This is a genomic window from Symbiobacterium turbinis, from assembly GCF_055383075.1.
Genome location: NZ_AP042433.1, coordinates 164,297 through 187,293, shown reverse-complemented (window position 1 = coordinate 187,293; position 22,997 = coordinate 164,297). Strand labels below are relative to the sequence as shown.

Sequence of the window (22,997 nt, the reverse complement as noted above, 5' to 3'; positions counted from 1 at the left end):
GTCACGACCTCCTCACCGCTGCCGCGCTGATGCCGAAGAGCCCCTGCGGGCGCAGGAGCAGCATGAGGAAGAGGAAGCCGAAGGCCACCGCGTCCTTGTAGCCCGCCCCCCCGTAGGCGACGGTGAGCGCCTCCAGCACGCCGATGATCAGCCCGCCGGCCACGGCGCCCTTCACGTTGCCCAGGCCGCCGAGGATAATCACCGCCAGGCCCTTCAGCCCGTACGGCAGCCCCATCGTCGCCGAGACCGAGACGAAGGAGAGGCCCACCAGCACCCCGGCCGCCCCGCCCAGGGCGGCGGCGAGCATGACGGTGGCCAGGATCACCCCCGAAACGTTCACGCCGAGCAAGGCCGCCGTCTCGGGGTTTTCGGAGACCGCCCGCACGGCTCGGCCCAGGCGCGTGCGGGAGAGCGTCCACTGCAGCAGGGCCATCAACAGAATCGATACGCCGAGCACCACCAGCTGCGCGGTGGTCATCTGCAGGGGGCCCAGCCTGATGACCCCCTCGCTCAGGGGCACCCGGAAGGAGAGCGGCTGGCCGTTGGTCGCCCGGACCATCAGGTTCTGGATCACCATGCCCAGGCCGATCGTGGAGATGAGCGGCGAGAGGTTGGTGCCGCCCTTGCGCCGCAGCGGCCTGAGGGCGGTGAACTCCAGCACGACCCCCAGCAGGGCCGCCCCCACCATCCCGCCGATCAGGGCGGGCACCAGCGACCAGCCCAGCAGGGTCACCAGGGCCCAGCCCACCATGGCCCCCATCATGAACAGGTCGCCATGGGCCATGTTGATGATCTCCAGCACGCCGAAGATGAGGGTGTAGCCCAGCGCGACCAGGGCGTAGGTGCCCCCCTGGGTGATGCCGTTCAGAATCTGCTGTAGAAACACCTGGAGAAGGACCTCCCTCCGGCGATGAGGGCGGGGGCGTCTGCCCCCGCCCGCGGCTTAGTCGAGTTCGACGTACTTCCCGTCCTTGATCTGCAGGATGAACGGCGTCATCACCGGGTCGCGGTTCTCGTCGAAGGAGAACACGCCCGTGACCCCCTCGTAGTCGCGGATGGCCGCCAGGGCGTCGCGCACCGCGTCGCGATCGGTGGACCCGGCCGCACGCAGGGCCTCGGCGATGAGCATCATGCCGTCATAGGACTGCGCCGCGAACTGGTCGGGGCCCTTGCCCATCTTGGCGATGTGGTCGCTCACGAACTTCTGCACCTTCGGATCGTTCCGCTCGGCGAACCAGGGCGAGCCCACCACGGCCCCTTCCACCGCGTCCTTGCCGACCTCGATCAGGGCCGGGGAGTTGAAGCCGTTGCCGCCGATGAAGTGGCCCGTGAAGCCGGCCTGCCGGGCCTGCACCATGAGCAGGGCCGCGGAGTTGTAGAGGGTGGAGATGAAGAACGCATCCGGGTCGGCCGCCAGCACCTTCGTGATCTGCGGGCCGAACTCGGTGTCCTGCACGCTGAACGTGGCCTCCTCGACGATCTCGACCCCGTTCTTCTGCAGCTCGGCCTTGAAGATCTCGGCGCCCGCCTTCGACACGTCGTCGTCGTTGGCGTACAGCACTGCCGCCCGCTTGATGCCGAACTTCTCCACGGAGCGGGCGACCGTGTGCGGGATCACCTTGGCCTCGGGCAGCGAGTTGCGGAAGACGTACTCGCCGATGTCCGTGATGCCCGGCACAGTGGTGGAGACCCCGAGGATCGGCACACCGCTGTCGTTGGCCACCGGACCGGCGGAGAACATCTCCGTGGAAAGCGTGGGCCCGATGACCGCCACCACCTCGTCGCGGTCGATCAGCTTGCGCACGGCGTTGATGGCCTCGTCGCCGCTGCCCTGGCTGTCCTCAAAGATCACCTGCACCTCACGCCCGTTGATGCCGCCGGCGGCGTTGATGTCGGCCACCGCGAGCTCAACGCCGGTCCGCTGGGAGATGCCGTAGCCCGAGCTTGGACCGGAGAGGATGAAGATCGCGCCCACCTTGATCGGATCCTGCGCCTGCCCGCCGCCTGAACCCCCACCCGCGGCCGGCGCACCGCCCCGCGATGTGCCCGGGGCATCGGCCGTCCCGCCGGCGCTGCTGCCGCCAGGAGCCCCGCTCCCGCATGCGGCCAGGATCATGGCGCTTACCAGAAGCAGCGCCACCTTGGAACTCAGACGTTTCCACATGACCGAAAGCCCCTCCCCAACGACCGAATCATCGACTTTCCCACAGTAGTGAGATAAAAAGGAGATACTACGCCTAAGTTACATATTCCTGCGTAGAGGGGCGGCATTTCGGCCAGAAATTGCGCAGGCTCACGGGCCCATGAGCGACTCCCAGGCGGCGGCCGCGATGCGCGCGATCGCCACGTCGGCCGCGTACTCGCCCCCGCCGTAGGTCAGGACCACCAGCGCGTACGGCCGCTCGGCCCAGACGATCGCGCCGTCGTGGTCGTAGCCGGCGTAGGTGCCGAACTTGTGGGTGACCAGCTCCGGGCGCGGGGTGCCGGCCTGGATGCGCCCGTGGTAGGTGACCCGGCGGAGCGGGCCCAGGAGCTGCTCCGCCAGCTCCGGCCGCTCCTGGCTCAGCTCCCAGAGGCGCAGCCACCAGGCAGCCTCATCCGCCGCCGTGACCGGGGTGGAGCCCTCCTCCGTGCGGGTGACCGGCCCTCCCATCTCCGTCGTGCACTGCAGCAGCCCGTCCCAGGTGAGGGTCCGGGCCAGCATCTTGACCGCCACGTTGTTGGACGAGATGAGCGAGCGGTCCACCAGGTTCCGCACGCTCCACTGGCTCCCGAAGGCGGCCTCCGCGAAGTACCCCGCCCCCACCGGCTCCCAGTCCGCCTCGGTGTAGGTGATGAGGGTGTCCCAGGTGAGCTCCCCGGCGTCGATGGCCTGGAGCACACAGAGGGTCACCGGCAGCTTGAAGGTGGAGGCCGGCAGGTACGGGTCGCCTGCCCGGAACTCATACCGGCTTCCGGTGGTCAGGTCCACCGCCACAACGCTAAGGCGGCCCGGGTACTCGGAGGCCACGGCCCAGACCGTTTCGTGCAGCCGCTGCCACTCGTCGGGAACTGCGGGCGGCGGGTCTGGAAGGATTGGCTCCACCGCCTCCACGTGCATCGGCTGGTAGTCGGCCACCGGATGCGTCGCCGGCGGCAGGGAGGATCGTGCTTCCGCCGACCCCGCGTCCGGCTGGCCCGCCGTATCGCTCCCGGCTTCCGCAGCTTCCGCCTCCTCCTGCCCCACCGTTACCGGCGCGGTTTCCGCATGTCCCGCCATTACTGGCCCGGTTTCCACACGTTCCGCACTTACGGGCCCGGCTCCCGCATGTTCCGCCCTTACGAGCCCGGCTCCCGCATGTCCCGCCGTCACGGGCCCGGTTTCGGCAAGCGCCGCCGCCTCTGCCTGCGGCGGCGCCACCACGGCCGCAGGCGCGGCCAACCGGACCAGCAGCCAGACGCCGCCGGCCGTCGCCGCCAGCCCCACAACGCCCCACAGCACTCCCGCAATCACTGCACGCCGCACGTTCTGCCCACCTTTGACCGCGTTCTCAATCATCAGACGCCGCGGGCGGCGCAGGGGATGCGGTTATATACGGAGTATTCTGATTACACAAAATATAAAAGGAGGACGGTCGTCACGACCGCCCCCTTCGCGTGCAGATGTGAACCTTAGGAGCCGGGCTTCACCCAGCTGTCGGTGTTCTTCAGCTCCGCACCCGGGTGCAGCTTGTTGAACTTCGCCGTCAGGCTCTCGACGTCGTCGACGTGATCCTCATCGGGGATGATGCACTCGACCGGGCAGACGGCGATGCACTGGGACTCGCTGTAGAAGCCGTAGCACTCCGTGCACTTCTCCGGATCGATGACGTAGATGGTGTCGCCCGGGCTGATCGCCTCGTTGGGGCACTCCGGCTCGCAGGCGCCGCACGAGATACAAGTATCGATAATCTTGACGGCCACGGACTCTTCTCCTCCTTTGAGGCGCACGCCGACATTACTGTTGGTGTGCTGCCAGAATCGTTACGTTGCCCCTCAAACCCGATGTGGGTTATCCAAAACACACTATAAGGATACCGTTCGAGCACTTAGCAGTCAAGGCTTCCAGTGCTGTTTTCTGGGTGAGAATGGTTATCACTGGGAGCGGCGGAGGGTCAGCCCCCCTCGGACGGGCGCAGGATCGCCACCCGGTCCCCCTCTTCCAGCAGGCGGCCGGGCGGCGCGTACCGGCCGTTGACCAGCACGGCCAGCTCGGGCTCGTCCAGCCCCAGCAGGCCGGGCAGCTCTCCGGCCGTGGTGCCGGCGGGCACCGATTCCGTGCCCGTCCAGCGGCGCGCCCCGCGCAGCGGCACGTAGACCTCCAGGTGAATGGTCACGCCTCCTGCCATATGGCATCCAGCTCCTCCTGCGGCACGTCGAAGACCGCGCCGTGGGGCGGCAGGGGCACCTCCCGCATCCACTCAGGCAGCCGGTCGGTCTCCGGCCCCAGGCCCGCCCGCCGGTTGAAGGCCACCTCGGTCCGGATGGTGGCGAGCGCCATGGCGCGCAGGTCCTCCGCCGTCACCTCAGCGCCGAACCGGGCCCTGAGCAGCTCCAGGAAGTGGCCTTCGTTGGGCGCGTACGCCGCCCGGGAGAAGCTGCACATCCCCAGCGAATCGAGCAGGGCCGCGGTGATCTGCAACTCCCGGCTGAGCGCGACCTTGCCGGCCGGATCGAGGTGGTCCACCTTCGCGCCGATGGAGTTGCCCGCGGTGTGATCCGCCCCCATCGGGCTGGTCGCATAGGTCACACCGTTGCCCTTGATGGTGCGCGGGTCGTAGGCGGCCATCGCCTGCCCCTTCACGACCGGCACCTCCCGCACGCCGAGCACGCGGCCCACCGTGGCCGCCCCGGCGCCGATCAGCCGGCCGACCGGCGTGCCCTGCCGCATCTGTGCGAAGAGGTCGAGCACGGCGTCCACGTCGCCGAACGGCACGAGGCCGCCCGCCATGGCCACCCCGATGGCCGCGCCGGTCTCGATGGTGTCAATGCCCAGGTCGTTGCACTCGCTCACGAACCGGGCGATCGCGTCGAAGTCGAAGATCTCCAGGTTCGCGCCGAGCAGGGTGTTGGATTCGAACTCCATGGCCGAGGTCACCTCGCGGCCGTCGGGGCCTGCCCAGGTGTTCGAGCACTGGATCGCGCAGCCGGTCATGCAGGCATGGCTGACCATGCCGCCCCGCTCTGCGATCATCTCGGCCATCAGGATGCCCGTGATCGCCTCGGTGGCCGCATCCTGCCCCCTGGAGAAGTTGCGGATGGGAAGGCCGCCGAGTTTGTTCACCAGCTCCAGGGTGGAAGCGGTGCCGTAGTTCCGGTACCGGGCGATGGCCGGACTCTGCCTCAGCTCCTGCAGATACGGCCGGGCGTGCTCCCGCCAGCGCCGCGGCTCGGCCATGCCGGGTCCGGCGCCGGGGCCCGGGTCCAACACCACCAGCGCCTTCAGCCCACGGGCGCCCATCACGGCGCCCAGCCCGCCCCGGGCCGCGATGCGGCTGGGCCGCCCTTCCGGGTCGGTGTTCGCGATGCCCGCCACGTTCATGCGCATCTCGCCGGCCGGGCCGATGAGCGCCAGGGCGGCCCGCGCGCCGAACCGGGCCAGCAGCCGCCCGGCCGCGGCGTAGTTTCCCAGCCCCGCCAGGTCCCCGGCCGGTTCCAGGCGGCAGCCCTCCGGCCCGACGACCGCGATGCGCCACTGGCCGTCCGGCGGGGCGCCCTCCACCACCACGGCGCGGATTCCCCACTGGGCCAGCCTCAGGGCGGTGTTGCCGCCGGCGTTCGCCTCCTTTATGCCGCCGGTGAGCGGCGACTTGCCCCCGGCAGAGAGCCGGTTGCTACTGGAGAGCGCCGTGCCGGAGAGCAGGCCGGTGGCCAAGACCACCTTGTTGTGGGGGCCCAGCGGGTCGCACAGCGGGTCGACCTCGTCCGCCACGATCCGCGACGTGAGCGCCCGCCCGCCCAGAAGCCGGTACGCCTCCGGCAGCGGCTCCAGGTGTGCCTCGCCTCTTGTCATGTCTATGCGCAGGATCCGTTCCATGTCTGGCAGCGCCTCCCTCCTGGCGGCAGAATTCGGCGCCGGGAGGGGGATTTCCTTTACGGCCGCCGGCCCACTGCCGCGGGCTCCGGTTGGGCAAACTGAGGCTGCAGAACATCGCCTGGAGGTCAGCCCAATGCAACACGAGGATCTGAACCACGCGTGCGCCTACATCATCTCGGAGCTGAATCGCATCGAAACGGTGGCGGGAACCCTCGCCATGATAGAGCGGGAGCACTACGACACCCTGAACCGGTTCGACCACCGGGAGCTGCTGGACGTGGCGGTGGAGGAGCAGAGCGCCGCCCGACAGCTCAGCATGGTCAAGCAGGTCTGTGGAGAGCTGGTTCAGAAGATGGCGGAAATCCAGCAGGCAGTCGGACGCCAGGGGGAGACCGGGCATGCTTCGTCTCATTGAGAACTGGCTGCGCTCGGCCATCAACGAGACGGTCGACAAGGCGCTTACCCGGCTTGTGCGCGACCAGTATCCCGAATCGATCGCCGAGATGCTCCCCTCCCTGCAGAAGGTGGGCGGCGTCCGCTTCGCAGAGCTGCTCATGCGGTCGGCGCAGGGCGCGCCGGCGCCCCGGCCGCTGGGCAGCCCCCAGCGGTTCTCGCCCTGGGAGCAGCTCCTCTTCAACCCGGTGCATCTGTGCCGCTTTCCGACGCCAGAGAACGTGCCGGTCGCCACCGCCGTGGCGATCGGCCCCCGGGCGCGCCGGCCGCTCACGGTGGCCATCCCCATCCTGATCGCCGGCATGTCGTTCGGCGGCGCCCTGAGCAAGCGGGCGAAGATCGCGCTGGCCCGGGCGGCCACCGCCGTGGGCACGGCCACCAACACGGGCGAAGCTGGCCTGCTGGCGGAGGAGCGCGCCGCAGCCCGGCTGCTGATCGGCCAGTACAACCGGGGCGGATGGCTGAACGCGCCCGAGCAGTACCGGCAGCTGGACGCCATTGAGCTTCAGCTGGGCCAGGGTGCGCAGGGCTCCACCCCGCAGCGCACCCGGGCCAGGAACATCGGCCCCGACTACCGGGAGGTCTTCGGCCTGGCCGAGGGCGAAGACGCCGTGATCCACTCCCGCCTGCCCGGCGTCAACTCGCAGCAGGAGTTCATCCGGCTGGTGCGGCGGCTGCGGGCCGAAACCGGCGTGCCCGTGGGGCTGAAGATCGCCGCCACCCACCACCTGGAGCGCGAGCTGGCGGTGGCGCTGGAGGCCGGGGTCGACTTCGTGACGGTGGACGGCGCCGAGGGCGGCACCCACGGCGGCGCCCCGACGCTGCAGGACGACATGGGCCTGCCGACGCTGTACGCTGTGGCCCGGGCGCGGGACTACCTTGTGCGCCAGAAGGCCGCCGGCGGCGTCAGCCTGATCGCCGCCGGCGGCCTGATCACCCCCGGGCAGATGCTGAAGGCCATGGCCCTGGGGGCAGATGCCGTCTACATCGGCACCGCGGCCGTCATCGCCCTCATCGGCGACCAGGCCGTGGAGGCCCTGCCCTTTGAACCCCCGACCAGCATGGTGGTCTACACCGGGAAGCTGACCGATCAGCTGGACGAGGACCGGGCGGCGCGCAGCCTGCAGCGGTTTCTGAACGCCTGTGTCACCGAGATGGAGATGGTGGCGGTTTCGCTGGGCCGCACGGCCCTGGCGGACATCAACAAGTCCGACCTCTGCGCCCTCGACCCGGTGCTGGCCCGGGCCACCGGTGTTCAGCTGGGGCTGGTGGCGCCCGATCGGCAAGAGCGCCTGTTTCCCGAGCTTGCGGGCCGGTGGCAGCCCGGCTGGCTCCCCCCGGCGGAGCCGCCGGGCGGTTCCCTACCAGAGCGACAGGACCCGCTGGAGCCGGTGCACTAGGCGCGCTCGCCGCTCTGCGGCGGCCGGCGCGGCCCCCCAGATGCCGCCGATAGCGGCGGGGAAGGCGGCCGCAAAGGCGAGCGCGTAGAGGGGCAGGCTGGTGGCCGGCGCCCGGTCGAACAGGAGGCCGTGCGCGAACAGGAAAGCGACCATGGCAACGGAGCCCGACGCGAACAGCCGGAACGCCCACCGGCCGGCCGGGCCGCGCACCTGCGCCATTGCCCCCAGCAGGGCGCCGGAGACCACCAGCAGCAGCTTCAGATGGAGGAAGCCGATCACCAGGCTGCGGTTCAGCGCCAGGCCGGACCAGGCGGGCAGCAGCGGCACGAACTCCAGCGCGGCCTTCACGGCCAGGCTGAGCCCCGCGAGCCGCCACCAGGGGCGGGCGTGCTCCGGCAGCTGAAGGTTCCGCGCGAAGGCGAGGAACGCCAGCTGCACGAGCCCCTGCAGGGCCCCTGCGATCAGCGAGGCGGGTACCAGCGGCCCCTCCAGCCCCCGCGGGATCAGCATGCGGAGGGCAGCCGGGGCCTGGAGCAGGAGGGCAGCCACGGCGAGGCGGGTAAGCAGGGGCCTGGCCTCGTCCCGCACCCCTGCCAGGGCGAGCACGATGCCCATCAGCCCCACCTCCAGCCAGCCGTCGCCGAAGAGCTGCAGGAAGAGGTAGACGCCGGCCTGGTAGAGCAGGGGGAAGGCGGAGTCCAGAATCGCCTCTGACACGATGACCAGCGTCGTGCCCGAGATCGAGAGCAGGAGGAGCAGCACCGCCGCACCGATGAACCGCAGCGGAGCGGGCCACGCGGCCACCGGGGCCTGCCGCACCTCCCGCCAGAAGACGATGGCGAAGAGCACCCAGAGCGCCTCGTTCAGCGTGGCGAAGGCGATGGAAGGGCCGGCATACCCCCACCACGCAAAGGTGACGAGGGCGCCGCCCACCGCCCACGGCGCGAGGCGCAGGAGCCAGATCAGGGGGCGCGATTCGGCCACGGGCCGGCCGGTGAAGCGCGGCAGAACGTGCAGGATGAGCCCCATCAGCCCGAGCCCCGCCCAGCCGAAGTAGGCGGTGTGGCTGTGGGCATGGATCAGGTTCCCCCAGTAGAAGGGGCCGGGGTTGTACAGCCACACGAAGGCCGAGCGCAGCAGAACGCCCAGGGGCAGCACCACCGTCAGCCAACGGGCTGAGGCGCTGAGTAGGACACTGGCCGCGTGCATCAGCGTTGACCTCCTGTCAGGACGTGCGCTTTTCTACAACACTAACTCAATTCGATCGATCAGCCCGGTGATGCGGGTCACAAGACGCAATGAGGCCCCCACCCCGGCGGTGGGAGCCTCCTGCAATCACTTGGTCGACAGTCGGTTGCGCTGGGGCTCGGCAATCAGCCCCCACGTCCGCAGCGCCTCCAGCATGCCGTGGATCTGGATCACCGGCATGATCAGGGCGCTGACGAAGAAGGCCGTCCGGGAGACGGAATGGTCCGCGTAGAACGCGACGACCAGGAAGTTGAGGCCGAGGTAACCCACCAGCGTCAGCGCGGCGACGCCCAGGTAGGACAGGAAGAATAGTGCTGCGCCGAGCCGGCGCAGGCCAGAGAGCAGCGCCAGCACCGCCGACATGGGCACGACCAGCATCAGGAACGCCAGCGCCACCTCATAGACGACGCCCGGCCGCCCGGAAAGGCCCACGGTGCTCGCCACGTGCACCGCCGCGGCGGCCACGTGCAGCACCAGCGCCGGCAGGAGATCGCGCACCGTCTTCCAACCCATGGCCCGTCTCGCCCCCTCGTCGCGCACCCTCCTGGCGTCAGTATACCCGTACCCGGCGCCGCCTCCCATCGGTGCCCGTAACGATTCGGCCGCAGCCGCCCTGGAGCGGCTGCCCTAAGCCCGTTACAGTAGCGGCCGCCCCCGAAGGGGCGGCCGCCATAGCCCAAAAGCATCAGCCCAAGAGTTGCTCCAGTTTGGGGCCGAGGTTCTGGAGTCCCTTGTCTCCCGCGGCCCGGAAGAAAAGGTTTCCCTGGGCGTCGAAGAGAAAGAAGGCAGGTACGAACTGGTTCTGGAACGCCTGCGCCAGGGCGTGCCGGTGGTCGAGAAGCACCGGCTGCGTGATTCCGTACTGCTCGATGTCGCGCTCGACCTTGGCCGTGTCCAGGTCGCCCTCCTCCTTGGGCATGTGAATGGCCACCACCTTCAGCCCCTTCGGCTGGTAGGTGTCGCGGTACTGCGAAACCTGATCCATGACCTCGTGGCAGATGTGGCAGGAGACGGCCCAGAAGTGCACCAACGTCGGGTGACCGTTCAGCGCTTTGGGGTCGAAGCCTTCGGCGTTATAGGACCCGGTCGCCCCTTCCAGCCGGGGCATCGGGCTGCCAAGGCGCATGGGCATGAAGCAGGCCTCCTTCGCTAAACCTGGAGCAGAGACTCGCCGGGCTTCCAGTTGGCCGCGCACAGGCCGCCGGCCTGCAGGGCCTCGAGCACGCGCAGGACCTCATCGACGTTGCGGCCGATGTTGTTGTCGTGGACCACCTGGTAGCGGACGATGCCCTCGGGGTCGATGATGAAGAGGCCGCGCAGGGCAACGCCCTCCTCCTCAATCAGCACCTCGTAGGCCCTGGAGACCTCCTTGGTGATGTCGGAGGCCAGCGGGTAGTTGACGGGGCCGAGGCCGCCCTCCTCCTTCGGGGTCTTGATCCAGGCCCGGTGCGAGTAGACAGAGTCGACCGACACGCCGAGGATCTCGCAGTTGGCGTCCTTGAACTCCTGCACCCGATCGTTGAAGGCCGTGATCTCGGTGGGACACACGAAGGTGAAGTCGGCGGGGTAGAAGAACAGCACGAGCCACTTGCCCCGGTAATCGGCCAGGCTCACCGTCTGATCGAGCTTCTCCAGGTCCTTGGTGGACAGCATCGTGAAGTCAGGAGCCGGCTTGCCAACCAGTCGCATCTAGCAAAGACCTCCTTGATATTTAGAATCAATCTAAGGGACTCCGGTTATTGAGACGCTGCGAACATGAGTTGGGTTACGTCTTGAAAGTTACGACTTTATCAAGACAGGACCCAGCGCTATCGACATACGCGGCGCCAGATCCAGTATCTCCATTGTTGATCATTGCCATACTGCTGCTGGGGAAAGGAGTTTGTCGACATGACAACGAGAGCGCTGGTGATGGGAGGCGGCGGCGTGCTGGGCATCGCCTGGATGGTCGGGCTGGCCGCCTCCTTGAAGGAAGGGAACGTGGACCTGGGTCAGGCAGACCTGGTGGTGGGCACGTCTGCCGGCTCGGTGGTCGGCACGTTGATCCGGTACGGGGTCGACCCCACCCAGCTGACGGCGCTGGTGGAAGCCGGCATGGGCCTTCCGCCGGGCGCCGTGGCCAAGGTGGCAACGGGCGTCGGCCTCACCGAGGACGAGTGGGTCGGGATCTTCCAGGCCCCCCTGGGCGATGCGCCCTGGCCGGAGAAGCCGCTGCGCATCTCTGCCGTGGATGTGGAGACGGGCGAGCCGGTGATGTGGACCTGCGACTCCGGGGTGCCGCTGGCCCGGGCCCTGGCCTCCAGCTGCGCCGTGCCCAACCTGCTGCCCACCGTCACCATCAACGGGCGGCAGTACCTGGACGGCGGGGCGCGCTCCGGCACACACGCCGACCAGGCGCTGGGCTACGACCGGGTGCTGATCGTCGCGCCGATGGGCGGTCCGAAGTACCCGCTGGGACACGAAATGCTGGAGAAGGAGCGCGCCGAGCTGGAGGCCGCCGGCTCCCGGGTGATGGTGGTGCTGCCCGACGCGGCCACCCTGCAGGTGTTCGGCGACAACCTGATGGACCCCGCCCGCATATTTGAAGCCCTGACGGCCGGGCGCCGCCAGGGCGGGGAGCTGACCGGAGCCGTCCGGGACTTCTGGGGCTAGGGGGCGCCCTCCTCGTCCAGCTCAATCCCGGCCATCCGGATCAGGTGGAGCGCGTTGCGGGTCGGCGAGATCCCCGGCCGCAGCTTGTAGTCGAAGCGAATCTCGTTCCCCTCGTAGTACTCCCTGAAGTGGTAATTGATGATGCGCCCGCCGCTTTCGCGCTCCAGCTCGCCCAGCTCCAGGTCGTGGGTGGAGACGAGCCCGATCGCCCCGGCCCGCTGGAGCTGGCTGATGAGGGCCCTGGCTCCGGTGTGCCGGTCGCGGGAGTTGGTGCCCTTGAAGATCTCGTCCAGCAGGAAGCAGACCCGGGCGCCGCCGCGGACCGCCTCCACGATGCGCTTGATGCGGAGGATCTCGGCGTAGAATGCGGAGATGCGCTGCTGTAGGTTGTCCTCCACCCGCATGCACGTCCAGAGCTGGACGCGCGGGCAGGCGAACCGGGCGGCGCAGACCGGCGCGCCGGCGTAGGCCAGCACCAGGTTGACGCCGACCGTGCGCAGGAAGGTGGACTTGCCCGACATGTTCGAGCCGGTGATGACCGCGACGCGCACCGGCTCGACCAGCGCGAAGTCGTTGCACACGCGGCCGTCCCCGATGAGCGGGTGGCCCATCCCGGCCCCGGTGATGCCGGCGCGCCGGCCTTCCGCGATCTCGGGAAACGCCCAGTCCGGGTGCTCGAAGCGGACGATGGCCAGGCTCGCCAGCGCCTCGACCTCGCCCAGGGTGCGCAGCCAGGTCGGCAGCAGCCGCCCCGACTCCCGCTTCCAGGCCTCCAGGGAGATCATGCAGTGAATGTCCCACAGAAGGACGATGTTGAGGATCAGGAACATGGCGTTGGCCCGGTTCGAGATGCGCTCGGCGATCCGGGAGAGGCGGCGCACCTGCAGGTGGGCCGCCTCTCCCCTTCCGCTCCGCAGCTGCGCCTGCCGGTCCCGCAGCCAGGGGGAGCTGAACGTCCGCGTTTCCAGGTGCCGGAGCATGCTGGCGTAAGTCCTCAGCTCACGCTCCTGCCGGAAGACGGCGTTCAGCGCCTGCGATCGCGCCGCGCCACCTGTGCGCAGGAGCAGGAAGTGCAGGGCCAGCATGGCCACAGGGGCCTGCCAGGTCAGGTGGCCCAGGAAGGAGAGCCCGATCACCAGAAGCGCCGCGCCGGGCAGGGCCCAGGCCCCGAACCGAACCAGCGGGTGCGCGTAGAGCGGGTGCGACTGCCTGGCCCACTCCAGCAGCGGCTCCACAGGCCCCAGCTCCCCGGCGGCCTGGAGCGCCTCGGCCTCCAGCCGCTGGCGCCATCCCAGGGCCGGCGCCAGCTCCGCCACCGCCTGCTGCCGCGCCTGAATCTCCCCCGGTTCCGGGGGCGGCCCGGTCAGCAGCCGGGCCAGGGCGGCGCGCCCGGGCGCGGTGTGGCTCGCGCTCAGCCACTGGAAGACGGAACCCTGGCCGAACAGGTCCAGGTCGGAGGCGAAGGGGTGCTCGTCGTCCGCAAATTCCGCCCCGGTGTCCGGGAATGCGCCCCAGCGGCCGGCGATCCGCTCCACCCCCGTGCGGTTGATCTCCGCCAGGGTCTCCGTGTACCGGAGCCGGCGCAGGACCCGCCCGTGGCGGCGCGCGAGAAAGGCAAACGGGATGGCGGACAGAGCAGCGGCGCCCCACGCGGCCCGGGGGCCCACGGCACGGTACAGAAGCACGGCCAGCAGCAGGCCGGCGAGCGCGACCCCCAGGCGCGCGTTGCTGAGCCTTACGGCCGCCTGCCGCTGCCTGTCGCCCAGCCGCCGGTAGGCTGCCTCGCGGCGCGCGTAGATGTGTTGGGGCTGCAACTGTGATGCACCTCCCCTGCCTCAGTGTACCTCGTATCAACACGGATACCCCGGCCGCCAGCGCTTCTCCGGCGGCCGGGGTGAGCCTGTATGAGGGAACTACCGGACGATCAGCACCGGGCAGGGGGCGGTGCGCAACACCTTGTCGGATACACTGCCCAGCAGCAGCTCCTTGATGGGGCTGAGGCCGCGGCTGCCCATGACGATGAGGTCGACCTCTTCCAGCCGGGCGTAGTCGACGATCTCCTCCGCCGGCTCGCCCACCTGCACCTCGGTGACCACCTGCGACTCCGGCAGGCCGAGTGCGGACACGGCCTTGCGCAGGATGGGCTCGCCGGTGCGGCGGATCAGCACATCCATCGGCACTTCGGGCGTCACCTTGTTGCCGAACTCATCGGTGGCGTAGTAGGCGCGGGGAACATGCGCCACGTACAGCACGATGACCTGCCCATTCTTCAGCGAGGCCAGCTCACCCGCCACCCGGGCGGCGTGCAGGGAGCTCTCGCTGCCGTCGGTCGCGAGCAGAATCTTTTTCACGACCCATCGCCTCCTCCATGTAAACCGTCGGGGTGCCGCTCCCCACCGGTACAGCACAATCCTCCTGTCTGAATCATAGCCGTGCCGGGGGATAGACCGGTATCGTTCATTGGACTGATTCTAATGTAGACTAATTTCCGGACTGAGCCAAGTCACAACAGAGAGAAAAGGACCACCTGTCTGCACAGGTGGTCCGCTTGATCTATATTACCGGGGCGGGGGATCGCCGGCCAGTCCCGTACGGATGGCATACCCCACGGCCTCAGACCGGTTGCGCAGATGCAGCTTCTCGAGAATGTGCCGCATGTGGTTCTTGACCGTGGACTCCGCCACGTAGAGCTTGGCTGCGATCTCCTTATAGGTAAGGCCGGTGGAGGCCAGGCGCAGCACCTCGATCTCCCGGGGAGAGAGCTGCTGCCCAGGCTGCTTGCCTGCGGTGGTGGCGCGCGGCTGGCGGAACTCCTTGAGCATCTTCGCCGCCATGACCGACGAGATGGGCGCCTCGCCCGAGGCGGCCGCGCGCAGAGAGGAGACCAGTTCCTCAGGCCCCAGGTTCTTGAGCAGGTAGCCATCCGCGCCGGCCTTAATCGCTTCGAAGAGATCCTTGTCGATCTCCGAAACCGTAAGGATGACGACCTTGATGTCGGGGTACTGCTGCTTCAGCTTCCGGGTAGCTTCCACACCATCGAGCACCGGCATGTTGATGTCCATCAACACGAGATCAGGCTTCAGCTTGGGGACCAGCTCCAAGGCTTCCTGACCGTTCGATGCCTCGCCGACGACCTCAAGATCGCTATTCGAAAGGACACTCAGTACACCCTTCCGAAGCATGAGGTGATCATCTACGATCAAGACTTTCATCGTTCGGGTGCCCTCCTCTCCAGTTAGAACTTTATCATGACAGGGAATACCGGGCAACCGATCCCACGCCCTAGTCGGAAAGTTACGGGCAAGCCCTCTTGGCTAGTTCAATTACTATTATAGCCTAGTCTTACCCATTCTGTAAGTGCGCTACTCGCGGGCCGCGTGACGAAAAGGGGGGATACTAGGCGCAGACGTTCATGTCACCCTGGCCGGCCGCGAGTTTGAACGCGCGCGGCACAGAACCGTGTCCTCGGTGTCCTCGTATACCCTGCTCTGCATGGGAGGAGGCGGAGAAGTGTACACGGAACTGCAGCTCAAGCTGTTGAACGGCCGCACCATCTCCATTCACGTGGAACCGGGGTTTGACGTGGACGATCTGGAGTTCCTGCCGGGACTGCGCGCCGTGTCGCTGGGCAACCTGACGGTGCTCTACGAGGGGCTCGTCTACGACGTCCGGCCCCAGCGCCGGTTCACCGTCCACAGCACGGCTCCCGGCCTCTCGCGCTGAACAGCGCTCCTCAGGCGCAAGTGGCCAGCTGCCACTTGCGCCTCTCTGTCCCGCAAACCGGGTCAGATCTCGTCAAGCGGCAGCAGGCCGCTCTTGATGGCGAACTTCGTCAGCTCGACCGCGTCATGCAGGTCGAGCTTTTCCATGAGGTTCGCCCGGTGCGCCTGCACGGTCTTGATGGAGATGAACAGCCTCTCGGCGATCTGCTGGTTGGTGAGCCCGTGGGCGATGAGCGTCAGCACCTCCCGCTCCCGCTCCGTGAGCTGGGCCAGCTGCGCCTGGGCCTCCGCCGCGCCGCGCGGCGCCGGTCCCGGGCCCGGCCCGCTGCCCTGCTCCTGCAGGTTGTCCATGACCGTGCGCGCCACGTCCGGGTGCAGGATGACCTGGCCCGAGGTCACCGCCTTCAGCGCTGAAACCAGTTCCTGCGCCGCGGCGCGCTTCAGGACGTAGCCCGCGGCGCCCGCCCGCAAAATGGGCAAAACGTACTCCTCGCTGTCATACATCGAAAGGATCAGCACAGGCAGGTCGGGGTGGCGCTTCTTGAGCTCCGTGGTCGCCTCAATGCCGTTCATGCGCGGCATGGCGATGTCCATCAGCACCGCGTCGGGCTTCAGCCGCTCTACCATCTCCAGGGCTTCGATGCCGTCCTGGGCCTCGCCGATCACTTCCACCTCACCGCTGGCGGAGAGCAGATACCGGATGCCCTCCCGCAGGATGGCGTGGTCGTCCACAAGCAGCACACGAATCGGACTCATTGTGCGTCCCCCCCTATGCGATCCGGAACCGTCACGCGCACCGTGGTTCCCCTGCCCGGTGCAGACTCCACGACGACCCTGCCCCCCACCAGGGCCGCCCGCTCCTGCATGCCGAAGAGCCCGAGCCCCCGGTCCCGCACCGGCTGTCCCACGGTCTGCACCACATGGAACCCCCGGCCGTCATCGACCACCAGCCCGGTGATCGAGCCGTTGTCCCGGTACAGCCGCACCATGACGGTGCTGGCGTTGGCGTGTTTCACCACGTTGGTGATCGCCTCCTGCAGGATGCGGAACAGAGCGGTCTCGAGCTCCTCGGGGAGCCGGTCGCTCAGTCCGGAGACCTGCAGGTCGGCCTCCAGGCCGGCGGGCACCACCCGGTGGTTGATGAACCACCGCAGGGCAGGAACCAGGCCCAGGTCGTCCAGCACGGAGGGGCGCAGGTCCATCATGAGCCGCCGCGTCTCATCCAGCGTACGCTGCGCGACCTCCTTGGTGAGGCGGAGCCGCTCGCGCAGCGGTTCATCGATACCGCTGGCTCCCGCCAGCTGCTCGACGGCCACCAGGTTGACGACGATCGAGGTAAGCGACTGGGCCGTCTCGTCGTGCAGTTCCCGGGCGATGCGCTTCCGCTCCTCCTCCTGCGCCCGCAGGATCTGCGCGGCCACGGCCTTCCGGTGCTCCGCCAGCCGGTCCAGCATCAGGTTGGCCATCTCGGTCAGCCGGGCGATGTCGGGGTCGCCCGGCACCATCGGTACCCGGGCGGAGAAGTCGCCCCGCCGCACCTTGTCGAGGGTCGCATGCAGGGTGAAGAGCGGCCGGAACGCCACCCGCAGCAGGGCATAGTTCACCCCCAGCGACACGGCGAGGCCGACGGCGATGAGGCCGAATTCCCATGTGGGCGAGTGCTCCTGACTGTGCCAGAAGTGGGTCGCGATGAGCGCGGCGCCGATCGCGCCCAGCACGACGATCGCCGCGTTGGCCACCAGCACCTTGGTGAACAGGCTGGTCCGGCTGTGCAGGTACGAGAGCAGCCGCATCTATGCCTCCGCGACCTCCGGTGCGTATTCTCGTGTCTGTGTCACATCGCTCACCCTTTCCTGTCGCCATCGGTCGGGGGATACAAGCGGCACCTTAGGTCAGGCGCCTGACCAGATGCCTGTCGAACCCGTGTCGATAGCTCAAAAGTCTACATTCGCTGCTTCTCAGGCGGATCCCTTCCCTCGCGACATCCATGAAATATGAAGATGAGTTACTAGATATAAGTATTCACAGAACTTGGAGGTAGTAGACCATCGGCCCGTCCTTTTTCGATACTTTCTCTGACCCCTTCCAAGGTTCTCGCAAGATCCGTGTAAGCTCTGTGCAATCCTTCCCTGCTACCCTGGAGTGTAGAGTCAGCCATCGGGAGGGATCTGTGTGACGAAGCGCTGGTGGATCATCAGCACCATCGCAGCCCTGATTGTCATCGCGCTCCTCGCAGGGCCGTCAGTCCTCACCGCAACCGGTGCGGAACCGGCGACCTGCGCCACTTGCCACAGCATGGAAGAGTTCCGCGCGACCCACGCTGAGTCGGTCCACGCCACCGTCTCCTGCTCCGAGTGCCACCTGCCCCACGGGGCCGCCTCCATCCCGGCCAAGTACGAGAAGGGGATCAAGCACGTGTGGGCCACCATAACGGGCGACGCCAACATCGAGTTGAAACCGGAGGACGAGCAGATCCTGCTGGACAACTGCATCGCCTGCCACATTCATACCGACCACGTCAAAGCGCCGGAGAACCGCGGCTGTCTGAACTGCCATTTCGACGACCCTCACGGCGTCAGGGAGGACCGGAGATGGTGATCAGCGGTCTGGTCTTCCAGTGCGATCCCACCCGGATCGAGGCCATCGCGGCCGAGCTGGCTGCCGTGCCGGAGCTGTCCGACGTCACACCGGGAGGCGAACCCGGATACCTGGCCGCCGTCCTGGAAGCCCCCAGCACCGAGGCGTCGGTTCAGACGCTCCACCGCCTGAGATCCATTCCGGGCGTCTACGCTGTGATGCCGACTTACATTCACGCCGTTGAGGAGGATGGGAAATGCAGCTCTCCCGCCGTTCTTTCGTAAAGGCGTCGGCCCTCGCCGCGGCGCTGGCGGCGGCCGGGTGTACGCCGAAGCCCGTTGCCCCGAAGGAGAACCCTGAAACGGAAGGTGCCACGTGGTACAAGACCGTCTGCCGTTACTGCGGCGTCGGCTGCGGCGTCATGGTCGCCGCCAAGGACAACCGGGTGGTGGCCGTGAAGGGCGATACGGAGAATCCGGTCAACAAGGGGCTCCTCTGCGTGAAGGGCTACTACCTGGACCGGATCATGAACACCGAGGAAGGCCGGATTCTGAAGCCGCTCATCCGCAAGAACGGCCAGCTCACCGAGGCCTCCTGGGACGAAGCCCTGGACCTGGTGGCCACGAAGTTCCGCGAGGCGGTCGACCAGTACGGGCCCGATTCGGTCGGCTTCTACGGCTCCGGCCAGAACCACGCCGAGGAGACCTACATCGCCAACAAGCTCTTCAAGGGCTGCATCGGCACCAACAACGTCGAGGGCAACCCCCGCACCTGCATGGCCTCTGCCGTGGCGGGCTTCGCCTCCACGTTCGGCAAGGACGAGCCGATGGGCAACCTCGACGACATCGAGCACGCCGACACCTTCTTTATCATCGGCTCCAACACCGCCGAGGCGCACCCCATCGTCTACTCCCGCATCACCACCCGGAAGCAGACGGGCAAGGACGTCAAGGTGATCCTGGCCGACCCCCGCAGACACCGGGTGGCTGACATCGCCGACATCTTCCTGCCCTTCCGGCCCGGCAGCGACCTGGCCCTGCTGAACGCCTTCGCGCAGGTGATCATCGAGGAGGGGCTGCACGACCCCGACTTCATCGAGCGGCACACCAACTTCCAGGACGGCGAAGGCCCCATCACCTTCGAACAGTATGTCGAGTTCCTGCAGGACTACACCCCGGAGAAGGTCGCCCCCATCACCGGCCTCTCGCCCGAGGACATCCGCGCCGCCGCGCGGGAGATCGGCGCCCGGGGCCGCAAGACCCTGTCGCTCTGGTGCATGGGCATCAACCAGCGCACCGTGGGCACCTGGCTGAACAACGCCATCTACAACCTCCACCTGCTCACGGGCAAGATCTGCCAGCCGGGCAACAACCCCTTCTCCCTCACCGGCCAGCCCTCGGCCTGCGGCTCCGTGCGCGAGGGCGGCGGCCTGGCCCACCTGCTCCCCTGCGGCCGCTCGGTGACCAACGAGCAGCACCGCAAGGAAGTGGCCGCCGTCTGGGGCGTCGACTACACCCGGATGTCGGACAAGGTCGGCTACCACACGATCGAGCTCTTCCGGGCCGCGGGCGACGGGCGGGTCAAGGCGCTGCTGGTCTCCTGCACCAACCCGGCCCACTCGCTGCCCAACCTGAACTCGGTGCGGGCCTCGTGTGAGAAGACCTTCCTGGTCGTCATCGACGCCTTCCACAACCGCACCACCGAGCTGGCCGACGTCGTCCTGCCCGCCGCCCTCTGGTGCGAGAAGGAGGGCATCTACGGCAACACCGACCGCCGGACTCAGCACATGGCCAAGGCCATCGAGCCCAAGGGCGAGGCGAAGCCCGACGTCTGGATCCTGCTGGAGATCGCCAAGCGCATGGGCTACGGCGAGTACTTCGACCACTACACCTCCAACGAGGTGATCTGGGAGGAGTTCCGCAAGATGGGCGGCGGCAACACCGGCTACGACTACGCCCCCTATGCCCGCTACAAGGAGGAGCGGGGCATCCGCTGGCCGGTGAACGACAAGCAGCCCAACGGCACGGGCCAGCGCTACGTCGAGGGCGACGACCCCTTCGTGCCCGAGGGGACGGGCCTCTACTTCTACGGCAAGCCCGACGGCAAGGCGGTCATCTACGCCCGCCCGCACCAGGATCCGGCCGAGATGCCCGACGACGAGTACCCCTTCTTCCTCTCCACCGGCCGCATCCTCGAGCACTGGCACACCATCACCATGACCAAGCGGGTGCCCGAGATCATGAAGGGCGCGGGCGAGTTCTACTGCGAGATCCACGAGGACGACGCCGCCCGGCTGGGCATCAAGACCGGCGACGAGGTGAGGCTGACCTCCCGCCGCGGGCAGGTGATCGCCACCGCGCGCATCGGGGGCCGCGCCGTGCCGCAGAGGGGCATGGTGATGCTGCTGATGCACGACGACCGCATCGAGCGGCTCGCCAACTTCCTGACCAATGACGCCGTCGACCCGACCTCGAAGCAGATGGAGTACAAGATCTGCGCCGTGCGGGTTGAGAAGGCGTAGGCGGTGAGGGCCGTGCTGAAAAGGATAGGGTGGCGCAGGCTACGCCTCGCCACCCAGGCCCTCTTCTGGGCGCTCTTCCTGCTGCCCCTGATCGGCTTCCCCTGGTTCCGCGGCACCTACGTCGGCTCCCGGTTCCTCAGCTTCCCGCTGACGGACCCCTTCGCCGCGGCGCAGGTGCTGGCAGCCGGGGGCGCGTGGCTGGCAGCGGCGGCCGCACTCGGCCTCTTGCTGGTGGGCCTGGTTTACCTGGTCCTGGGGAGAGCCTTCTGCTCCTGGGTCTGCCCCCTGGGCAGCCTGCTGGAGGGGCTGGACTGGATCGGCGGGAAGCTCCTGCCAAACCGCTGGCACGCCCGCCGCGCCGTCTGGCCCCGCTGGAGCCGCTGGGCCGTCGCGCTCCTCCTCCTGCTCCTCTCGGCCCTCACGGGTCAGGCCCTCTTCGAGTGGGTCTCGCCCCAGGCTACGCTCATGCGCTCGCTGCTGTTTGGCCTCGGCCTGCAGCTCATCCTCGTCGCCGCCGCCCTCCTCTTCGACCTGTTCGTGCTGCGGCGGGGGTGGTGCCGCTCGGTCTGCCCGGCCGGGGCCTTCTATTCCATCCTGGGCCGCTGGGCCCTGCTGCGGGTGGGCCACGACCGCGCCTCCTGCGACCGGTGCGGCAAGTGCATCCAGGCCTGCCCCATGAACGGCCGGGAGACGCTGCTGGAGACGGTCGCCGGACGCGGGCCGGCGCAGGCCGATCCGTGGATCTGCTCCAACTGCGGCAGCTGCATCGACGCCTGCCCCAGCGGCAGCCTCGCCTTCACCCCCGCCTGGGCGGTGCAGAAGGCGGAGAAGCCGGCCCGGACAGCGGGGTACGACCGGCGTCAGGCGCTGGGTCTCCTGGGAGGTGCGGTAGTGGTGGCGGGCGTCAGCGTGGCCCGGCCGCTGCTGGCCGCCCCTGCGGAGCGGCATCTGCTCCGCCCGCCCGGCGCCCTGCCCGAGGCGTTCTTCCTGGGGCTCTGCCTCCGCTGCGGCCAGTGCGTTCAGGCCTGCCCGCGCTCGGCCGTCCGGATGGGCGGGCTGCAGCACGGGTTCGCCATGGGCACCCCCTACATCAACCCGCGGGAGACAGCCTGCGACCTCTGCGGCGACGCGGAGCCTGCCTGCGCCGCCGTCTGCCCCACGCAGGCGCTCCACCTGCAGCCCGGGGAGCCGGTGCGGATGGGCACGGCCGTCGTCGACGCCGAGCGGTGCCTGGCCCACCACGGCGACATCTGCCGCAGCTGCTTCAACGCCTGCCCGCTGCGGGGCGAGGCGCTGGTGCTGGAGGGTGCCATACGGCCTGTGGTCGACCCGGAGGTCTGCACAGGCTGCGGGCTCTGCGAGGAGCACTGCATCCTGGAGCCTGCGGCGATCCGCGTCGAGCCGCTGAACGAATGAACTCCACACGAATCTGCGAGGAGGGGGTCACCCCCCTCCTCTTCTGCATAGGAGTTCGGGGCAGCCGCGGCGAATCACGCGAGCCGGAAGCTTGGAGGAGGTGGGCGAAAGGATGGCAGATCCTGTGCGCGCGCTGGAGTCCCTGGCGGCAGGCTTCTCCGGCACGATCGGGGTGTGGGGCCGGTCGCTGCAGACGGGGGAGGTCATTCAGGCCGGGGCGCACGACGAGTCTTTCCCTAGCGCCTCGACCATCAAGCTGGCGATCTTCTACGAGATGATGCGCCAGGCCGGCGAGGGGAGGCTGGACCTGGACGAGATGCGGGAGCTGCAGGAAGTGGAGAAGGTGCCCGGCTGCGGCGTGCTGCGCGACCTGACGCCGGGAATCCGGCTCCCCCTGCGGGATCTCGCGACGCTCATGATGACCATCAGCGACAATACCGCCTCGAACATGTGCATCGACGCCGTGGGCCTCGAATCGGTCAACCCGGCCATGGATGCGCTGGGCCTCACGGGGCTGCGGCTCCGGTTCAAGTTCTTCAGGGCGCTGCCCGGCCACCCGGTCAACTCGGCCGTGCCCTCCCAGCTCGGGCAGCTGATGGACCTGATCGTCCGCCGCGAGGTGCTGACCCCTGCGGCCTGCGACGAGATGTTGTCGGTGATGAAGCGGGTGCAGAGCCCCTACGCGGCCCGTTACCTGCCCGGGGCCGCGCAGTACGACCGGCTGCCCGAGGGGCCGACGATCGCGGCCAAGTTCGGCAGCGTCACCGGCTGCCGCCACGAGGTCGGGGCCGTCTGGAAGGGCGGCCGGGGCTTCGTCTACAGCGTGATGACGAAGGACTGCAAGGATGAGCGGCGGGTGGAGGACAACGAGGGGGTGCTGGCCGTCGGCCGCGCCGTCGAGATCCTGTACCGGCACTTTATCGCTTCGTAAAGACGAGGGGGCCGCTCCAGCG

24 protein-coding genes are annotated in these 22,997 nt (G+C 68.3%); 9 read left to right on the top strand and 15 right to left on the bottom strand.

What is annotated here, in order from left to right:
- Position 1 precedes the first annotated feature (1 nt).
- The 6 genes from ACZ45O_RS00855 to ACZ45O_RS00830 all read right to left on the bottom strand — a co-directional run bounded on the left by ACZ45O_RS00855 (position 2) and on the right by ACZ45O_RS00830 (position 6,055).
- Entirely contained in the window at positions 2–886 is an 885-nt protein-coding gene (locus ACZ45O_RS00855) for a branched-chain amino acid ABC transporter permease (RefSeq protein ID WP_464855087.1), read from the bottom strand.
- Between the two features lie 57 nt (positions 887–943).
- Positions 944–2,164, bottom strand: coding sequence for an ABC transporter substrate-binding protein (locus tag ACZ45O_RS00850; RefSeq protein ID WP_464855086.1), 1,221 nt, complete (start codon positions 2,162–2,164; stop codon positions 944–946).
- A gap of 129 nt (positions 2,165–2,293) precedes the next feature.
- Positions 2,294–3,505, bottom strand: a complete 1,212-nt coding sequence (locus ACZ45O_RS00845; protein ID WP_464855085.1) for a serine hydrolase — start codon at positions 3,503–3,505, stop codon at positions 2,294–2,296.
- A 146-nt stretch (positions 3,506–3,651) separates the two neighbouring features.
- Complete coding sequence (locus ACZ45O_RS00840; RefSeq protein ID WP_464855084.1) at positions 3,652–3,942, bottom strand: YfhL family 4Fe-4S dicluster ferredoxin; 291 nt, start codon at positions 3,940–3,942, stop codon at positions 3,652–3,654.
- 191 nt (positions 3,943–4,133) lie between these two features.
- The gene (locus tag ACZ45O_RS00835) at positions 4,134–4,367 is read right to left on the bottom strand and encodes a MoaD/ThiS family protein (RefSeq protein ID WP_464855083.1); all 234 of its coding nucleotides are present in this window, start codon (positions 4,365–4,367) and stop codon (positions 4,134–4,136) included.
- Complete coding sequence (locus ACZ45O_RS00830) at positions 4,352–6,055, bottom strand: aldehyde ferredoxin oxidoreductase C-terminal domain-containing protein (RefSeq protein ID WP_464855082.1); 1,704 nt, start codon at positions 6,053–6,055, stop codon at positions 4,352–4,354. The genes ACZ45O_RS00835 and ACZ45O_RS00830 overlap by 16 nt, the downstream gene beginning before the upstream one ends.
- 133 nt (positions 6,056–6,188) lie before the next feature.
- Here ACZ45O_RS00830 and ACZ45O_RS00825 point away from each other — a divergent pair, with 133 nt between their 5' ends.
- Together ACZ45O_RS00825 and ACZ45O_RS00820 are read left to right on the top strand one after the other, a co-directional pair.
- On the top strand, positions 6,189–6,470 hold the full coding sequence (locus ACZ45O_RS00825) for a hypothetical protein (RefSeq protein WP_464855081.1): 282 nt from the start codon (positions 6,189–6,191) through the stop codon (positions 6,468–6,470).
- Positions 6,454–7,908, top strand: coding sequence for an FMN-binding glutamate synthase family protein (locus ACZ45O_RS00820; RefSeq protein ID WP_464855080.1), 1,455 nt, complete (start codon positions 6,454–6,456; stop codon positions 7,906–7,908). The genes ACZ45O_RS00825 and ACZ45O_RS00820 overlap by 17 nt, the downstream gene beginning before the upstream one ends.
- Here ACZ45O_RS00820 and ACZ45O_RS00815 read toward each other — a convergent pair.
- The 4 genes from ACZ45O_RS00815 to ACZ45O_RS00800 form a co-directional block, all read right to left on the bottom strand.
- Positions 7,870–9,117, bottom strand: a complete 1,248-nt coding sequence (locus tag ACZ45O_RS00815; RefSeq protein WP_464855079.1) for a hypothetical protein — start codon at positions 9,115–9,117, stop codon at positions 7,870–7,872. The genes ACZ45O_RS00820 and ACZ45O_RS00815 overlap by 39 nt on opposite strands.
- A gap of 126 nt (positions 9,118–9,243) precedes the next feature.
- Positions 9,244–9,669, bottom strand: a complete 426-nt coding sequence (locus ACZ45O_RS00810) for a hypothetical protein (protein ID WP_464855078.1) — start codon at positions 9,667–9,669, stop codon at positions 9,244–9,246.
- A gap of 172 nt (positions 9,670–9,841) precedes the next feature.
- Positions 9,842–10,288 carry a TlpA disulfide reductase family protein gene (locus tag ACZ45O_RS00805; protein WP_464855077.1) on the bottom strand — a complete coding sequence of 149 codons (447 nt, stop codon included), beginning with the start codon at positions 10,286–10,288 and terminating at the stop codon, positions 9,842–9,844.
- Positions 10,289–10,305: 17 nt separating this feature from the next.
- On the bottom strand, positions 10,306–10,845 hold the full coding sequence (locus tag ACZ45O_RS00800; RefSeq protein ID WP_464855076.1) for a peroxiredoxin: 540 nt from the start codon (positions 10,843–10,845) through the stop codon (positions 10,306–10,308).
- A 201-nt stretch (positions 10,846–11,046) separates the two neighbouring features.
- Between ACZ45O_RS00800 and ACZ45O_RS00795 the strand changes: the two genes are divergently transcribed.
- Positions 11,047–11,808, top strand: a complete 762-nt coding sequence (locus ACZ45O_RS00795) for a patatin-like phospholipase family protein (protein WP_464855075.1) — start codon at positions 11,047–11,049, stop codon at positions 11,806–11,808.
- Here the strand turns inward: ACZ45O_RS00795 and ACZ45O_RS00790 are convergent.
- From ACZ45O_RS00790 to ACZ45O_RS00780, 3 genes are all read right to left on the bottom strand, one after another.
- Positions 11,805–13,622: a MutS-related protein gene (locus ACZ45O_RS00790; protein WP_464855074.1), complete on the bottom strand. Its 1,818-nt coding sequence runs from the start codon at positions 13,620–13,622 to the stop codon at positions 11,805–11,807. The two genes, ACZ45O_RS00795 and ACZ45O_RS00790, sit on opposite strands and share 4 nt — an antisense overlap.
- Positions 13,623–13,721: 99 nt before the next feature.
- Positions 13,722–14,159: a universal stress protein gene (locus ACZ45O_RS00785; protein ID WP_464855073.1), complete on the bottom strand. Its 438-nt coding sequence runs from the start codon at positions 14,157–14,159 to the stop codon at positions 13,722–13,724.
- Between the two features lie 207 nt (positions 14,160–14,366).
- Positions 14,367–15,020, bottom strand: a complete 654-nt coding sequence (locus ACZ45O_RS00780; RefSeq protein WP_464855072.1) for a response regulator — start codon at positions 15,018–15,020, stop codon at positions 14,367–14,369.
- Positions 15,021–15,318: 298 nt separating this feature from the next.
- Here ACZ45O_RS00780 and ACZ45O_RS00775 point away from each other — a divergent pair, with 298 nt between their 5' ends.
- Complete coding sequence (locus tag ACZ45O_RS00775; RefSeq protein ID WP_464855071.1) at positions 15,319–15,531, top strand: hypothetical protein; 213 nt, start codon at positions 15,319–15,321, stop codon at positions 15,529–15,531.
- 62 nt (positions 15,532–15,593) lie between these two features.
- Here ACZ45O_RS00775 and ACZ45O_RS00770 read toward each other — a convergent pair whose 3' ends face one another.
- Entirely contained in the window at positions 15,594–16,286 is a 693-nt protein-coding gene (locus tag ACZ45O_RS00770) for a response regulator (protein WP_464855070.1), read from the bottom strand.
- A complete protein-coding gene (locus ACZ45O_RS00765) occupies positions 16,283–17,323 on the bottom strand; it encodes a sensor histidine kinase (RefSeq protein WP_464855069.1) in 1,041 nt (346 codons plus the stop codon). Before ACZ45O_RS00765 ends, ACZ45O_RS00770 begins: the two co-directional genes overlap by 4 nt.
- Positions 17,324–17,702: 379 nt before the next feature.
- Here ACZ45O_RS00765 and ACZ45O_RS00760 point away from each other — a divergent pair, with 379 nt between their 5' ends.
- The 5 genes from ACZ45O_RS00760 to ACZ45O_RS00740 all read left to right on the top strand — a co-directional run bounded on the left by ACZ45O_RS00760 (position 17,703) and on the right by ACZ45O_RS00740 (position 22,975).
- The gene (locus tag ACZ45O_RS00760) at positions 17,703–18,128 is read left to right on the top strand and encodes a NapC/NirT family cytochrome c (RefSeq protein WP_464855068.1); all 426 of its coding nucleotides are present in this window, start codon (positions 17,703–17,705) and stop codon (positions 18,126–18,128) included.
- The gene (locus tag ACZ45O_RS00755) at positions 18,122–18,391 is read left to right on the top strand and encodes a chaperone NapD (protein WP_464855067.1); all 270 of its coding nucleotides are present in this window, start codon (positions 18,122–18,124) and stop codon (positions 18,389–18,391) included. The genes ACZ45O_RS00760 and ACZ45O_RS00755 overlap by 7 nt, the downstream gene beginning before the upstream one ends.
- Entirely contained in the window at positions 18,364–20,628 is a 2,265-nt protein-coding gene (locus tag ACZ45O_RS00750) for a molybdopterin oxidoreductase family protein (RefSeq protein ID WP_464855066.1), read from the top strand. Before ACZ45O_RS00755 ends, ACZ45O_RS00750 begins: the two co-directional genes overlap by 28 nt.
- Positions 20,629–20,640: 12 nt before the next feature.
- Positions 20,641–22,044 carry a 4Fe-4S dicluster domain-containing protein gene (locus ACZ45O_RS00745; RefSeq protein ID WP_464855065.1) on the top strand — a complete coding sequence of 468 codons (1,404 nt, stop codon included), beginning with the start codon at positions 20,641–20,643 and terminating at the stop codon, positions 22,042–22,044.
- Between the two features lie 112 nt (positions 22,045–22,156).
- Entirely contained in the window at positions 22,157–22,975 is an 819-nt protein-coding gene (locus ACZ45O_RS00740; protein WP_464855064.1) for a serine hydrolase, read from the top strand.
- Positions 22,976–22,997: the final 22 nt, after the last annotated feature.